Raw genomic sequence first — 15,765 nt, 5'->3', positions numbered from 1 at the left:
ATGTCATTAACTTAAGCAATTTGCTAATACTGCATTGATGAAAATATCAGCAGAAGGATTTGATTATGATAAAAAAGGGGATATTGAGGGATTAAGATACAATGTTTTACTGAAATTTGGGTATAACAAAAAGACAAAATCAATATTTAACATTGAAATTTGTCTAAAGATGAAATATAGTAATATATGAGTTAATGCTAATGTCTATAACAAAAACTCATCGGGAGTTTAAACCTATGCTGGCGGGCAAAGGTTCTTCCAGGTCTGATCGGCTCAATATTTTGAGCGATCAGACCTTCTACATTTATCTTTGTTATCCCATCGTGAATCCTTAAAAAATCCCTGCATGTTTTAAGCGCGGATGAATAATTCGCCTGATATTCATAAGCACGATCTTCCCGATCAATAGTTACATTTATGATTATGCTGGAACTGAAATTATATAGAATAACTCTTGCCCATACTTCCTGCACAATATAATCATATTTTTTTGAGTGAAACGCTTTCAGACACAGGGAATATTTTAAATCTCGGAAAGAGTTTTCCTCCTGCCATCTCAGATGATAAAGAGCTTTGAAATCTTCAGCTTTAAACTCTTCTTCTGGAAGATTCGTAGCAATGTTTTCATAAGAGCCATCATCAAGCTGTACGCGTAACAAACGTAAAGCAAGGTCATATTCCGTTCTTTGATCATTGAGATAATCCATCGGAGCATTCTGATAAATGTATCGGTATGAAGAGAATAGTTCAGGTCTGGAATATTTGCTTACAGCTTTAGACCTCGTCAGTATAAGAGAGATATCTTCATCAAAAGCTGGCAGGGTATCAACCGGATATCCCATCATTCCGGAAGCTCTTTTATCGTTACATCGGATAAGGAAGTACTGCCCCTTTTCAATCACATGGGCAAAGTTGTTGTAAGAAGCATAACCTCTGTCCCCAAAGAAAATGACTTTGTAGTGTTCATGGATATCTGCAGAATCAACCATGGAACAAAAAGCAGAATACTCATTTCGCTTTCGGGCAGGCTGGACTAAAATATCAGTAAAACGCTTATCAAGTAAAGAAAACATAGCATTGATATGGATCTGGTTAAATCCTCTGGTAGATTTACCATTTGGTTCAAAATAGGTATCCTTATCTTCAGGGTTAAGGAAAATATCACAGGAAGAACCATCGCAGGCCCAGAATTCATATTTACCGTTATATAGTTTTTTAGGAAGTTTCCTGTTAAAAGCAAGAAGAAGATTCCGAAAAGCATCTTCCCTGATCTTTTTACGCTGTCTGTAAAAAGCCGCTTTGGAAGGTGCATCGATAGTACGTCCGAAAAAACGGTACAGTTCTTCCCTGATACAGTCAGCTTCCATAGTCAGAAACATCAGCATATAATCTTTAAAACCAAGTTTTCTGTTTCTGATAAAATCAACTCCGGGTTTGACAGCATATTTTTCCGGTGTTTTGGAAAGATCATTGATAGCAGCAAGTAAAATAGCTTTGATAGAATCTGAATAGTTCATAAATAAATACTCCTTTGATTAAGTAATTAAAAATAACAGTGCCTAATCAAAGGGCGTTATTACTGATTGATCAGTAATAACGCCGCATATTGAGGAGTATTTGTCAAGTAATATTTTAGGAAATATCAAGCAGGTATCAGAGAGAGCATTGCCCGTTTAACAAGCAACAATCTCTTAAGTTAATGACATTGGGAGTGAACAGTAACCATTTTCCCATTTACAAAGTCACATACAAAAATGACAGAATTTTGAAATATCTGACACACTTGCAATAAGCAAAAATTGATCATTATCTCAAAATGAAACGCACTCCACAGGAATGTCCTAATGGAGTGCGTCTCACTTTGTTTATAAATCAATACTTTAGAGAATATCAAAATTATAACTTTTATACTGCATTTACACTGCTTATTCAGCGTCTGCTGCCTCTGTCTCTTCCGGTTCTTCTGTTGTTTCCGCATCTTTAGTGTCATCGGAGGCTGCATCAGAATCTTCTGTCGCTGCTGCATCTGCATCCTCAGCTTTTTCTTCGCTGTCCACAACACCACCTTCAACTACCAGGTCATCCGGATTGATGTTGTCACCGTATACAGGTTTCAGAGTTTCTTCGAAATCTTTATGGAAGAACTGTTCATCTGCCAGAGATTTGATTTCATCGTTGATTGCGTTCAGAAGGTCTGTGTTGCCCTTCTGTACTGCTGGTGCAATCGTATCAATATCACCAAGAGATTCGATTCCTACAGAGAATCCTTCATTCTGCTGAGCCCATGCAAGTACTTCTGTATTGTCTGTGGAGAATGCATCTCCTCTTCCATCAAGAAGCGCATCGTATGCTTCCTGGTATTCATCAAATTTTACAAGTTCAATATCCGGATAGTTATCTGTGAAATATGTCTCTGCTGTTGTTCCTTTTACAACGATCAGCTTCTTGCCTTCCAGATCTTTTACATCTTTGATCAGCGCATCATCAGGAGAAACAACTCCAAGAGCTACCTTCATATATGGAAGTGCGAAGTCTACTTTCTCCGCTCTGTCATCGGTTACTGTAAAGTTTGCAAGGATCACATCTACTTTTGCAGACTGCAGATATTCTACACGACTTGCTGCCTCTACATAAGTAAATTCTGCATCGTCTTCACTTCCCAGAAGGTCTTTTGCAAGTCTTTTTCCAAAGTAAATATCGTATCCCTGAACATCACCGTTTTCATCTACATATCCAAATGGATTCTTGTCACTGAATACACCGATTTTGATCTTTCCGTCTTTTTTGATCTCATCCAGAGTACGGGCCTGTGCAGTGTTTCCACCGTCATCTGCCGCACTTACAAGAATACTTCCGCCAAGAAGTGTTGTTGCTGCTACACCTGTTGCTAATAAGACTGCTAATATTTTTTTCTTCATGTTCTTTTCCTCCATGTTTTAAAAAAATTTTGATTTTATTATAATTTTTATAACTAGTACATCGTTTTCGAAATAACTATACCACTCACTTGTCTGCGAATCCGATTGCACAGGTCTAAAAGCCTCAGCGTAGCCCGCTACGCCTGCGTTTTTATACCAGCACACTCGAATCCGCATCCTACGCGATTGGTATAGTTATTTACGAAACGATGTACTAGCTCTTATGATATCCTGCTATTTCATGGATATTATCATCCATTTCAGGATTTATAAAATATTCTGTTTTCCTCTATTCTATTTTTTCACTGTTTCATAATGGAAACTGTTCAGGAACTGTTTTGCCCTGTCAGTCTCCGGATTATCAAAGAACTGTTTCGGAGTGTTCTCTTCTACAATGTTTCCCTTATCCATAAAGATCACTCTGTCTGCTACGGAACGGGCAAATTCCATCTCATGAGTGACGATCAGCATGGTCATTCCTGTCTTTGCAAGTTCCAGTACTACCTGAAGTACTTCTCTTACCATCTCAGGATCAAGTGCTGCTGTAATCTCATCCAGAAGCATGATCTCCGGATGCATCAGCATGGCACGTACAATGGCAACTCGCTGTTTCTGACCACCGGAAAGCTGCCTTGGATAATTATCTTTCTTATCCAGAAGACCAACTCTGTCAAGAAGCTGCTCCGCTTCCTTTTTCACTTCTTCTTTATTTCTTTTCTGTACTTTCATTGGTGCCAGAAGAAGATTATTTAAAATTGTCATATTCGGGAAAAGATCATAGCTCTGGAAAACCATTCCTATCTTCTCTCTGACTTTGCTTATATTCTTTTTTTCTTTCTCATAGCTTACACCGTTAAGCTTCAGTACACCGGTGTCAATCTCTTCCAGGCGGTTGATACATCGCAGGAAGGTACTTTTTCCACATCCGGAAGGTCCTACGATCACCACCACTTCTCCCTTTTGCAGAGAGAAGGAAACATCATCCAGAATAGGAACATTGTTTACATATGATTTCTTTAAATGTTCTACTTCTAAAATCGGCTGTCCCATTCATTTATCCTCATTTCTCTATTAATCAGCAAACTTCTTTTCCAGTACTCTGGAGAGTCTGGAAAATGGAAAACATATGATAAAATACATAAAGAATACTGCACCGTATACCCAGAGGGCCGCTGTCGGATTTGTATAACGTGATGCATCTATGATCTGTTTTCCAACTTTTAACACCTCTACTACTCCGATAAGAGCTACCAGTGATGTGGTCTTGATCATTCGGGTAAGAAGATTCACTGCGGATGGAAGAAGTCTTCTTATAGTCTGCGGAAGGATAATATAAAGATAGACCTGCCATTTGTTTAATCCAAGACCGTATCCGCTGTCATACTGGTGTTTAGGAATGGAGATCAGCGCACTTCGCACCAGATCACCCATTTCAGCAGTTCCCCAGAATGTAAATACAATGACCGCCGCTGTCTCACCGGAAAGATTCATCCCCAGATGCTTGGCCGCTCCGAAATATACCAAGAACAAAAGCACCAGCTGCGGCATGATTCTTACTATTTCAAGGTAAATGCGGCAGATAAACTTAATGATTTTATTTGGGATATTCATTACCATCCCAAGAAGAAATCCAAGGATTATGGAAAATACCATGGAAATCAGTGCAATTCTTATTGTTACCCACAAGCCCTGCCAGAGTCTTAATGAGTTGATTCCCTTAAAAAGAACCTCAATCCCCATATTCTGCATAGCGGACTCTCCTTTCTACAAATGAACAGATAAGTGAGATTGGTAAAAGTATGATCAGATATGCGATTACCAACATAAACAGGGCTTCATCTGTTTTGTAATAAATTCCGATCAGGTCTTTTGTCACAAACATCAGGTCTGCAAGTGCTACTGCACTGAATACGGAGGTTTCCTTAATAAGAAAGATCGCATTTGCACAGAATGCCGGAATAGAATTGGATACTGCCTGGGGCAGGATAATGTTTGTAAATACCTGACTCTTACTCATTCCAAGGCTTAATGCGGATTCCACCTGAATGGGCGGAACATTGTCCAGGCCGCTTCGGAAGGCTTCTGCCATATAACTGCCTCCGAGAAAGGTCAGTCCTGTGATCGCACACTGTTCTGAACTGAGGACAATCCCTATTTTCGGAAGACCGAAATACAGGAAAAACAACTGAATCAACAATGGTGTATTTCTGGACAGTTCAATGTAACATTCCACGATCTGACGAAGTACAGGAATCCTGAAATACTTAATCATGCTGCAGACAAGCCCAACCACAATGGCAAGCAACACACCAATCACCGCCATGTGAAGTGTAAGCTTTGCTGCCTCAATATAAAGAGGTGTCTGCTCGCGGATAAACTCAAAATCCATGGTTACTTTATTCTCCTTCTATTATTATGATTTAGAGCATATTTGAAGAACGCTCTGGTGTGCCTGTGCCGCTTATTACTTTTCAATCCACTGCTATTTCGGTTAAAGCAGGTAGTTTACTTGATTTAGTTAAAGCGTTACATCTGCACATCTGTGAACTATCATAACATTTCAGGCTTCATCCTGCAAGCTTTTCATAAATTGCATCTGCAAGTCTGCTATGTCCCAGTTCATCCAGATGCTCCTGATCGGCTTCTCCCGGTCGGGCAAATTCTGAAGCCGGAAGATAAGAAATATTTCTTCTTCTGGCGATTTTCTCATACACCCGGGGCAGATTCCATGATACTTCGATAGAATTCTTATCGAATTCCGGATCAAAATCCTCTTCCCAGATTCTCTCCCCAAGGTAGATTGGAGATACCAGTAATATTTTGGCATCCGGGTTTACAGTGTTGATCTGATCAAGGAGCTGTTCAATCCCCTGTCCGATTACTTCCGGGGTTGCGCTGTATACGCTTTTACAATCGTTCGTGCCAAGCATGAGAACGATAGTGTCTACTGGTCTGTGGCTCTCAAGGATTGCCGGAAGCATTTCTGTTCCTCTTCTTTCTGTACGGAATGGATCATCGAATACGGTGGTTCTTCCGCAAAGTCCTTCTTCGATTACTCTGTAGCCTTTTGTTCTTACTTTGTCATCCAGGATGCTGGTCCAGCGGGTACCCCATCCGTATCTCTGATTAGTAGTTCCCGGGATTAAACCGTATGTATTGGAATCACCGAAACATAAGATTTGTTTCATGTCTTGTCACCTTCTTATCTGATATTTTTAATGGGATTTTTGTTTTCCCTGTTTTCATATTGATTTGATAGGAATACTATACAATCTTTATTTTTGTTTGTCAAGCCCTTTTTTGTATTTTTTGAAAATGTTTATTTGTACGTCATAAGTCATAAAGGGACGCTCAGAAATATTTTTATTTTCCGTGCGGTTTCGGGACCTATAGCAATCCTCGTAAATAATCAAAAAATTTTTGATACCGATATTATTTCCAGTCCTGAACTTTATATTTTTTATATTTTGCAGGTGTCGTGCCTGTATATTTTCTGAAGATTTTTATAAAATAGCTCTGTGTGGAAAAGCAAAGATATTCACTGATCTGTGCTGCTGTATAATCTGAATAGGTCAGCATATTACAGGCAGCTTCTATCCGTTCTTTCTGAATATAGTCGACAAAAAGCATTCCTGTTTCTTTTTTAAACAATCTGGAAAGATAACTGGCACTGATCCCTGCTGCCTCTGCAGTTTCTTCCAGTGTAACGGGAACATGCAGATGAAGATGAATATATTTTACTGCCGCTTCAATTTCTCTGCTGTAATGTCTCATTCCGGACTTTTGCACTTCCTGGGCAAATCTCAGAGCTGCTTTTTGTGATAACTTTTCTATGGAAGATTTACTGGTACACTCTTCCACTGTCTGAATATAGCCATCGCTTAATGCATAAGCAGTTTCTTCAGGTACGCCACCTTCAATCGCAGCTCTGGTAAACAGCGTAATTCCTGCGATAAACATATTCTTACTGTTTCGCAGTTCATTTCTGGACAGTATTCCAGGAGTTCCATCCGGTGTGATCTGAAAAACGGACTGTATTCTGTCTGTCTGACCATTCCTGATAGCATCATACTGCCGACGCTCACTTGCATAAGATTCATGTTTCTGTAAATTCTCACGTCTCTCAAATAGAGTATTCCTGCTTCGGTTCTCTGCAACCTGTTGTTCTTTTTCATTGTATTCCTTACTTTTCTCCTGCATCTTTATTCCTCTCGCATACGCAGCAATATTTTGTTATTTATATCAATATTTTACTATATTTTATCATTTGAAGGTGATATAGTCCAGATAAAGGCAACACAAACAATCTGTTTGTTACTGTTCACTCCGTTCACAGTAACGTAGCCAAAATTCATTCCAGATTGCCTGCGGCAATGGAATTTTGGCTTGTATGTCTCGGGATTTTGGCATATTCATGCCAAAACACCTCGCGGGATAGTGGTGTGTGAACAGTAACATCTGTTTCACATATAAATAAACTTATGGAGGAATTTATTATGAAGCGTGATTTAAAGAAAATCATCAGCCAGATGACTCTGGAAGAAAAAGCAGGCATGTGCTCAGGTCTTGATTTCTGGCATCTGAAGAGTGTGGAAAGACTCGGAATCCCGGAGGTAATGGTAAGCGACGGTCCTCACGGGCTTCGTAAACAGGATGACAAGGGAGATCATCTTGGAATGAACGACAGTATCAAAGCAGTCTGCTTCCCTCCTGCTGCTTTAAGTGCCTGCTCTTTTGACCGTGAATTAATGGAATCCATGGGCGAAACTATTGGCAGAGAAGCACAGGCAAATGACGTATCTGTTGTTTTAGGACCGGCTGTCAATATTAAACGTTCTCCGCTCTGCGGAAGAAACTTTGAATACTATTCAGAAGATCCATACCTTGCAGGTGAGATCGCTGCTGCATTTATCAATGGTGTACAGTCCCAGCATGTAGGAACTTCCATCAAACATTTTGCAGCTAACAATCAGGAATATCACCGCATGAGCAATTCTTCTGAAGCAGATGAAAGAACACTCCGCGAAATTTATTTTCCTGCATTTGAAACTGCAGTAAAAAAGGCTCAGCCATATACATTTATGTGCTCCTACAATCAGATCAACGGTACTTTTGCTTCCGAGAATAAATGGCTTCTTACCGATGTTCTCCGCAATGACTGGGGCTTTGAAGGATATGTTATGTCTGACTGGGGTGCTGTCAATGACCGTGTGAAGGGTCTGGAGGCCGGCCTGGATCTGGAAATGCCAGGTTCCAACGGAACAAACGATGCTCTGATCATGGAAGCCGTAAAAAATGGCACTCTGAAGGAAGAAGTTCTGGATCAGGCTGTAGAACGTATCCTGAATATTATTTACAAATATGCGGACCACCGTGCACCGCAGGAATTTACCATGGAAAAAGACCATGAAGAGGCACGCCGTATTGCGGAAGAATCTATGGTCCTTCTGAAAAACGCAGACCAGATTCTGCCTCTGAAGACCTCTGAGAAAGTAGCTTTTGTAGGTGGTTTTGCCAAAAAACCTCGTTTCCAGGGCGGCGGAAGCTCTCATATTAACTGCTTTAAAATTACCAATGCACTGGAAGCTGTTCCTGCTGATGCACAGGTTATTTACGCAGAAGGATTTCCTGCTGATAAAGATTTATACGATGAAAAACTGGCTTCTGAAGCACTTCAGTCTGCAAAAGCTGCTGATAAGGTTGTGATCTTCGCCGGACTTCCGGATAGTTTTGAGTCTGAAGGATATGACCGTTCTCATATGAGACTGCCAGAATGCCAGAACCGTCTTATTGCTGAGATCCTTGAAGTTCAGCCAAATACTGTGATCGTTCTTCACAATGGTTCTCCTGTGGAAATGCCATGGATCAATAATGTGAAAGGTATTCTGGAAGCTTACCTTGGCGGACAGGCAGGCGGAGCTGCTGTTGCAAATATCCTCTATGGTATTGTAAATCCAAGCGGTAAACTGGCCGAGACAATCCCGGTGAAACTGGCTGACAATCCATCCTACCTGAACTTCGGTGGCGGTGATAAAGTGGAATACCGTGAAGGTGTATTTGTAGGATATCGTTATTATGACACCAAACAGATGGAAGTTGCCTATCCATTCGGATACGGACTCTCCTATACTACTTTTACATACAGCAATCTGCAGATTTCCAACACAAATCCAACAGAAAAAGATACTGTCACTGTTTCTGTAGATGTAACAAATACAGGAAACGTTGCAGGAAAAGAAGCTGTCCAGCTCTATGTGAAAGACATGACAGCATCCACGATCCGTCCGGAAAAAGAACTGAAAGGTTTTGAAAAAGTCCAGCTTGCTCCCGGCGAAACCAAAACAGTTACTATGAAACTGGATAAGCGTAGCTTTGCATGGTACAACACCCAATTACAGAACTGGTATGCTGCAAGCGGCAAATATGAGATTCTGATTGGTGCGTCCTCCAGAGATATCCGTCTCTCTGAAACCATTGAACTCTCCAGCAGCCAGGTAATTCCCATGCATATTCATATGAACACAACACTGGGTGAGCTTTTCAATAATCCCAACACAAAAGAAGCAGCAAAAGAACTGACTTCCAGATATCTGGCTGCAATGAACGGCGGTTCAGACACAGCTTCCCAATCTGCTGCTGAAGCTATCACTGAAGAAATGGTAGCAGCAATGACAGATTCCATGCCACTTCGCTCTCTGTGCAGCTTTGGCGGATTCTCCCGGGCTGAGATCCGGGAGATGATTGACAAACTGCAGGCAATCTATAGCAATCCTCTGAAATAATGCATCTTAATCCAGCCCATCAGAGTGTGAAATCCTGCGTCAGATATCTTTGCCGTGCGTCAGCACGCCTGCAGATATCTTCCTTGTCTTTCGCACTCTGCTGAACTGTCTTAAATGCATTATTTACAAGGATTGCTATAAAACAAAAAAACTACTGTATATAAGCTGAATTTTTTTCCGGCTTTATACAGTAGTTTTTATTTATTTCTCTCTAAACCATTCCTTCATCACATCAAAAATTTTTATAAGCTCTTCGTCACTGATCACATATGGAACCATAGAGTACATGTAGTTCAAAAATGGCCTGCTGAACACACCCCGTTCATAAGCAAACTGCTGGAAGCCTTCCAGATCTCTGGAATCATGAACCTCCACGCACACACAGCCACCCATGATCCGGACTTCTTTGATCCGTGGATCTGTGAATGCTTCCATCTCACCACGTGAAACCTGTTCAATATGACGGATTTTACTCATATAATCTTCACGCTCAAAAATCTCAATCCCCTTCAAAGCCACAGCACATGCCAGCGGGTTTCCCATAAAAGTAGGACCATGCATCAGGGCAAGTCTGTCATCATCACTGTAAAAGGCATCAAATACCTTGTGATTTGCCACAGTGACAGCATGACCAATATATCCTCCTGTAAGGGCCTTTCCAAGAACCAGGATATCCGGCAGAACAAGATCTGCCACAAAGCGATTACCTGTGCGGCCAAACCCGGTTGCAACCTCGTCAAAAATCAAAAGAACATCATACTGGTCACACAATTCTCTTGCTCTCTTCAGGAATGAAATATCATACATCCGCATTCCTCCTGCTCCCTGTAAAAGAGGCTCCACAATAAAGCAGTTCAGACGGTCATTATACTGTTCAAATGCCTCCTCCAGGGCCGGAATCTCAGTGGGAATATGGACAACACCCTCTTTTTTGTCAAAAGCGAAATGATAATCCTCGTCATCACCAACTTCCATTGCCTTAAATGTATCCCCGTGATATGCATGTTCAAGAGCCAGCACTAACGGGCGCTTTCTTCCCTGATTGGTGTTGTATTGAAGGGCCATTTTAAGTGAGACCTCCACTGCAACACTTCCTGAATCTGAAAAAAAACAATAATCCAGATCTCCTGGCAGAAATTCCTGCAGCTTCGCAGAAAGCTTTTCCACCGGCTCATGTGTCAGTCCCCCAAGCATTACATGACAAAAACGGTCTGCCTGTTCCTTGATCGCTTCTGTCAGTTCCGGATGCTTATATCCATGAATCATACACCACCAGGAAGATATAGAGTCTATCAGCTTCTGATCTTTTGTATAAAGATGTACACCCTCTGCATCCAGAATCTTATAGGGAGCTTTCATTGTTTTCATTTGTTCATAGGGATACCATATCATTTGATCTTCACCTCATCATAAAATTCTGCCAGTACATCTGCATCTATATCAAGATCCTTCGCATTATCCTGTACTTTTGCAATAACCGGAAGGCCTGTCATATATTGGCACATAGCAATATTATCCTCTTCCATAATATTTCCGGGATGGTAATGGTTAAAAATAATACCTTTGATTGGAAGGGAATGGACTTTCATATACTCAGCAGTCAATACAACACTGTTTATTGTACCAAGCCCTGCATCTGCCACCAGAATACTGGAAAGCTCAAACTCTCTTATCACATCTTCAAGCTGGATTTTGCGTTCATCAAAACAGAGCGGACAGAGGATACCGCCACTTCCTTCCATGGTAATATATTCATAATCATTTGCTGCCTTCAAAAATCCTCTTCGCACAACATCAAGATCCACCGGATTACCCTCAACTCTTGAAGCAAGATGAGGAGACCAGGCATTTTCATATACATAGGGACACATATCATCCAGAGACTGGGAAATACCAGACATCTCTTTAACAAAAAGTGCATCGCCCGGGATTAGACTTCCGTCTGCACGCCGGTCATTTCCACTCATTGCAGCTTTGTAATAAGCCGGATTTTTTCCTGCCTGTGCCAGTTTTTTTACGATCAGTCCTGAGAGATAGGTTTTGCCCATGTCTGTTCCTGTTCCTGTAATAAATACCGCTTTACTCATGATTCTTCCACTTCCTTCCAATATTCTGGTGTTACATTTCTGCCCATATCAGAGAGCATTTTTCGGTCGCTGCGGATGGTTGCGCAGGCAACAGTAGTCAGCATATTCCCTGTTATTGTAGCGGAGGCACCGGATTTAAAAGCGGTTTCCCCGTCATTGGTAAGAAGTGCCCGTCCGGCAGCAAGACGAATATTAGCCTCAGGATTAATATAACGAAAGAAGGCAATTGTCCGGAGGATATCCTGCTCTGAAAGCTGATCAAGATGTTCCAAAGGTGTTCCCGGAATGGGCATCAATGCATTGATCGGAATGGAGTCAATACCCAGCTCTGCAAGGCTGACTGCCATATCCAGACGATCCTCCCAGGTCTCTCCCATTCCTATGATGCCACCGGAACATGCACACATTCCTTCTGCCTTTACCTTTTTCAGAGTTTCAATCTTCATATCGTATGTATGTGTCGTACATATATTAGGAAAATTTCTCCGCGAAGTCTCAATATTATGATGGTAACTGGTTACTCCGGCTTCATGAAGACGATGCAGCTGTTCGGAAGAAAGAAATCCCATGGAAGCACAGAGATCGATATTGCATTCCTTATACATGGTTTCATAGGCATGAATCGCCTGATCAAATTCTTTTCCGGTCAGAGCCTTTCCTGCAGTGACAATGGAAAAACGATCAACGCCCTCCTCTTCATTCATTTTACATGCTTCCAGAATCTTTTCCTCGGGAAGAAAATCATAGATTTCACAGGAAGTATGGTGGTGTACTGACTGAGCACAATATTTGCAGTCCTCCGGACACCTGCCGCTGCGGCCATTGATAATGGAACAGAGATCTACCTTATCACCGATATATGCTTCGCGGATACGGTCTGCTCCTTCACATAACTCATCTAAATCACAGGTGAGAAAAAAAGAAAGATCATCTTTCCTTGTGATTCTGCGTCCATCAATAATTTCCTGTGCTAAAATAAGTGGATTCATTTTACAAGCTCCTCCCTTTCCAGTCTGACATTTGATTTTGAATCAAAAAGATATTGAAGCACTACCGGTCTGACACGTTTTGCAATAACAGCTCCCAGAACACTTAATGCAATGTCACCGGGTACAGCAAGAAGAAAACAATAAAGGATAAGCGGCCAGATTCCAATCGGTGTATCGATCACATAATTACAGATCACATAGTAATAAACCATTCCACAGGCATAGACGATCATCAGACCTGCCAAATTCGCAAGTAAATAGTGAAAAACTGTCTTCTGCTTAAGACGCTCTGCAATAAGTCCGGTCACGTATGTTCCCAGGCAGAACCCTATAATATAACCGAAGCTTGGCTTGAAAATATACCAGATCCCACCGCCCTCCGAAAAGATCGGAAGTCCTGCCAGTCCCAACAGCATATAGGCAACCACAGAAATCATACCCCTTCTGGATCCCAGAAACAATCCGGCAAGCATAGTGAACAGGTACTGCAGTGTAAAGGGAACTACAGGTACAGGGATTTTAATAAACGCACCTGCTGCAATCAACGCCGTAAAAAGACCGCAATAGATCATGCTTTTTGTTTTAGTCATTTGTAAACCTCCATATATTTTATGGTTTACTATTTTAAAGCACAGAAGGTTAATTGTCAACTTTTTTATTTTCTCAGTTTATAGTTCGCCTGTTACTGTTCACACACCACTATCCCGCAAGGTGTTTTGGCATGAATATGCCAAAATCCCGAGACATACAAGCCAAAATTCCATTGCCGCAGGCAATCTGGAATGAATTTTGGCTAAGTTACTGTGAACGGAGTGAACAGTAACTTAGCCTTGCTATTTGCGTCACAGCATATATAATATGGTCAAGCGGATAAAATCATCCGCTTCGCTACTTGCTTGATTCGGTAATCACGACCACCGGCTAAGTCGGTGGTTTGCTTTGACCCTATAAGGGTCTATTACCGGCATTGGAGTCTAATGACTCATTATTCCTGTATTTTTTTTGCATTTTTCCATACCGTATCTACATAATATCCACGACACCAGAAATGTCTGTTTCCATATTCAGATTTGCATGTCTTTCGAATATCATTAATGTACTTTTTCATTTTAACCATACAAAAACGGCAGACCCCCCAATAAAGTCAAGAGATTCTGCCATTTTATTTTTCATCAACTGTCGAAAACGGGTGTGTGTCATTTCATCGGGAATTTCTTTCTTGCCAGGTCAGTTCTACTTTTTCCTTACAGTTCTCAGAAAATAACAGATCGACCACGCAATACTCATTCCTGCTGCAATTCCAAAAGCAAAAAGAAACGTATCCCGTCCATATTCCAATGCTCGAACAGTATTTCCTTCCACAATGCTGTTCATACAATAATAAAGAGTACTTCCGGGAATCAGAGGGATTACGGAAGTAACAAAAAAAGATGTAGATGTTTCTTTACAGATTCTTGCAAGAATTTCTGCATACACATCTGTAACAAAGCCAGCCATCAGAGTCGGAAGAAAAACATTTCCCCAGAATTCTTTTCCCAGAAGGAACACCAGCCAGCTAAGGAAGCCGCCAACTGCTGCCAGAGGCAAATATTTCTTTTTTATATGAAAAAGAATTCCAAATCCTACAGAGCCAATGGCTCCGGTAATTAATTGTATCATGATTGCTGCAGTCAAAGTCCAAACCTCCCAAATAAAATAATTGCCCCCATAAATCCAAGTGCCAGTGCCGCAGCAAGTAGTAAAGCAGCAATCAGACGGATGATTCCAGAGAGTGTATCACCAATAAGTACATCCCTGATTGCATTTGTCGACATCAACCCCGGAATCAAAAGCATAATGTCACCGATCATAATCTTATCCATGCGAAGGAATGGGCACAGCAAGGTTAATCCACAGATTGCACAGCCTGTAAAAAAAGACGCCACAAACTGAAAAGTCACTTCATTCATGCATACCGGACGAAGATATTGCTGTAATCCCCAGATCAGAACAGCCCCAAGCCCTGCTGCAACAGCATCCGGAATACTTCCACCATAAAAAAAAGCAAAACTGCATGCAGCCAGAAGGCTTCCAAGAAGTTTCCATAGCGGTTTTGTTTTATTTATATTAATTTTATCAAATTCCTTCCGAAGCTCTGCTGCCGGAACAGGATGATTACAAAAACGACGGCTCAGATCATTCAACTGCTCCAGTTTGGTAAAATCATTTCCTCCGCACTCCCTGATCCGTCGGGTCTGTGTCCGCGCTCCTTCTCCCGGAAATTCCATGGTAATAACGATACTGGATGTGATCACAAAAACATTCATCTGCGCAGCACCACAGGCATAACCCATTCGGTTCAGCGTATCCTCCACCCGAAAAATCTCTGCACCGCTGTTTAACAATGCGTCACCCATATCAAGAAAAATATGTAAAAAATCTTTAGATGTCTGCATAGGATTACTCCTTTAATTTTGCAGAAAAGAGTCCGGCATAATATACGCCAGTGTCTTACTTCTGCACTTTTGTATTCTGAAGATAGCTTTAGTATAAGGCTTAATTGCAGTTAATACAACTTCTATTTTATAGCGCTTTCATAAAATAGTTCCAATTCAGATTATTTTGAAAAAATAAGATGTGTTTTTCAGATCAAAAAATATGAGTAGTAGTCAAGAGGACTTGATGGATTAATCCGTCAAGCCCTTTCTATTTATTATGAGAAATAATCAGTGTACGAGCTGTCAAGTATTTTCTTCCTTCTTATAAAGATTAAAATTCTTGACAGCTCTGTTTTTGGCAAATAAAAAAATATCATAGAATCTAGTTTAATAGACTCATATGATATTTCTTTGATTACTCTTGTGATTACCCGTGAAGACGAAGACGCGCAAAAGCCTTCATTTTCAAAGGTTTCGAGCAGGGGATGAGAGAATCGAACTCCCACCAAAGGTTTTGGAGACCCCTATCATACCATTTGACCAATCCCCTACAAAGTATATTATACATACTT

General features: G+C 41.0%; 14 protein-coding genes, 1 tRNA gene and 1 pseudogene. 1 reads left to right on the top strand and 15 read right to left on the bottom strand.

The genetic code is table 11. The features are described 5' to 3' along the window. Positions 1–197: 197 nt before the first annotated feature. From AC075J_RS15505 to AC075J_RS15475, 7 genes are all read right to left on the bottom strand, one after another. The gene (locus AC075J_RS15505) at positions 198–1,517 is read right to left on the bottom strand and encodes an IS4 family transposase (protein ID WP_476390172.1); all 1,320 of its coding nucleotides are present in this window, start codon (positions 1,515–1,517) and stop codon (positions 198–200) included. Positions 1,518–1,925: 408 nt separating this feature from the next. Further along, the gene (locus AC075J_RS15500) at positions 1,926–2,918 is read right to left on the bottom strand and encodes a cysteine ABC transporter substrate-binding protein (RefSeq protein WP_008708207.1); all 993 of its coding nucleotides are present in this window, start codon (positions 2,916–2,918) and stop codon (positions 1,926–1,928) included. Positions 2,919–3,212: 294 nt separating this feature from the next. Further along, positions 3,213–3,968, bottom strand: coding sequence for an amino acid ABC transporter ATP-binding protein (locus AC075J_RS15495; RefSeq protein WP_022380065.1), 756 nt, complete (start codon positions 3,966–3,968; stop codon positions 3,213–3,215). A 21-nt stretch (positions 3,969–3,989) separates the two neighbouring features. Next, a complete protein-coding gene (locus AC075J_RS15490) occupies positions 3,990–4,667 on the bottom strand; it encodes an amino acid ABC transporter permease (RefSeq protein WP_008708209.1) in 678 nt (225 codons plus the stop codon). After that, complete coding sequence (locus tag AC075J_RS15485) at positions 4,648–5,307, bottom strand: amino acid ABC transporter permease (protein ID WP_008708210.1); 660 nt, start codon at positions 5,305–5,307, stop codon at positions 4,648–4,650. Before AC075J_RS15485 ends, AC075J_RS15490 begins: the two co-directional genes overlap by 20 nt. Before the next feature lie 178 nt (positions 5,308–5,485). Then, positions 5,486–6,106 carry a GDSL-type esterase/lipase family protein gene (locus AC075J_RS15480; protein WP_008708211.1) on the bottom strand — a complete coding sequence of 207 codons (621 nt, stop codon included), beginning with the start codon at positions 6,104–6,106 and terminating at the stop codon, positions 5,486–5,488. A gap of 244 nt (positions 6,107–6,350) precedes the next feature. After that, positions 6,351–7,118, bottom strand: coding sequence for a helix-turn-helix domain-containing protein (locus AC075J_RS15475; protein ID WP_008708213.1), 768 nt, complete (start codon positions 7,116–7,118; stop codon positions 6,351–6,353). A gap of 296 nt (positions 7,119–7,414) precedes the next feature. Here AC075J_RS15475 and AC075J_RS15470 point away from each other — a divergent pair, with 296 nt between their 5' ends. Beyond that, the gene (locus tag AC075J_RS15470) at positions 7,415–9,700 is read left to right on the top strand and encodes a glycoside hydrolase family 3 C-terminal domain-containing protein (protein ID WP_173698409.1); all 2,286 of its coding nucleotides are present in this window, start codon (positions 7,415–7,417) and stop codon (positions 9,698–9,700) included. Positions 9,701–9,901: 201 nt separating this feature from the next. Here AC075J_RS15470 and bioA read toward each other — a convergent pair whose 3' ends face one another. The 8 genes and pseudogenes from bioA to AC075J_RS15430 form a co-directional block, all read right to left on the bottom strand. Then, complete coding sequence (gene bioA / locus AC075J_RS15465) at positions 9,902–11,092, bottom strand: adenosylmethionine--8-amino-7-oxononanoate transaminase (RefSeq protein ID WP_347463320.1); 1,191 nt, start codon at positions 11,090–11,092, stop codon at positions 9,902–9,904. Then, a complete protein-coding gene (gene bioD / locus AC075J_RS15460; protein ID WP_055053848.1) occupies positions 11,089–11,787 on the bottom strand; it encodes a dethiobiotin synthase in 699 nt (232 codons plus the stop codon). Before bioD ends, bioA begins: the two co-directional genes overlap by 4 nt. Beyond that, on the bottom strand, positions 11,784–12,776 hold the full coding sequence (gene bioB, locus AC075J_RS15455) for a biotin synthase BioB (RefSeq protein WP_055058592.1): 993 nt from the start codon (positions 12,774–12,776) through the stop codon (positions 11,784–11,786). Before bioB ends, bioD begins: the two co-directional genes overlap by 4 nt. Continuing rightward, positions 12,773–13,366, bottom strand: coding sequence for a biotin transporter BioY (locus AC075J_RS15450; protein ID WP_055053849.1), 594 nt, complete (start codon positions 13,364–13,366; stop codon positions 12,773–12,775). Before AC075J_RS15450 ends, bioB begins: the two co-directional genes overlap by 4 nt. Before the next feature lie 398 nt (positions 13,367–13,764). Beyond that, positions 13,765–13,880: pseudogene (locus AC075J_RS15445) on the bottom strand (IS200/IS605 family transposase); the annotation flags it as partial. Positions 13,881–14,009: 129 nt separating this feature from the next. After that, the gene (locus AC075J_RS15440) at positions 14,010–14,450 is read right to left on the bottom strand and encodes a threonine/serine exporter family protein (protein WP_008708222.1); all 441 of its coding nucleotides are present in this window, start codon (positions 14,448–14,450) and stop codon (positions 14,010–14,012) included. Next, positions 14,447–15,211 (bottom strand): threonine/serine exporter family protein, encoded by a 765-nt coding sequence (locus AC075J_RS15435; RefSeq protein ID WP_008708223.1) that lies wholly within the window; start codon positions 15,209–15,211, stop codon positions 14,447–14,449. Before AC075J_RS15435 ends, AC075J_RS15440 begins: the two co-directional genes overlap by 4 nt. A gap of 461 nt (positions 15,212–15,672) precedes the next feature. After that, a tRNA-Trp gene (locus AC075J_RS15430) sits at positions 15,673–15,743 on the bottom strand. Positions 15,744–15,765 lie beyond the last annotated feature (22 nt).

The organism is Blautia sp. ZXY-1-C6 (genome assembly GCF_056339875.1).
This window is presented reverse-complemented; position numbering and strand designations above follow the sequence as displayed.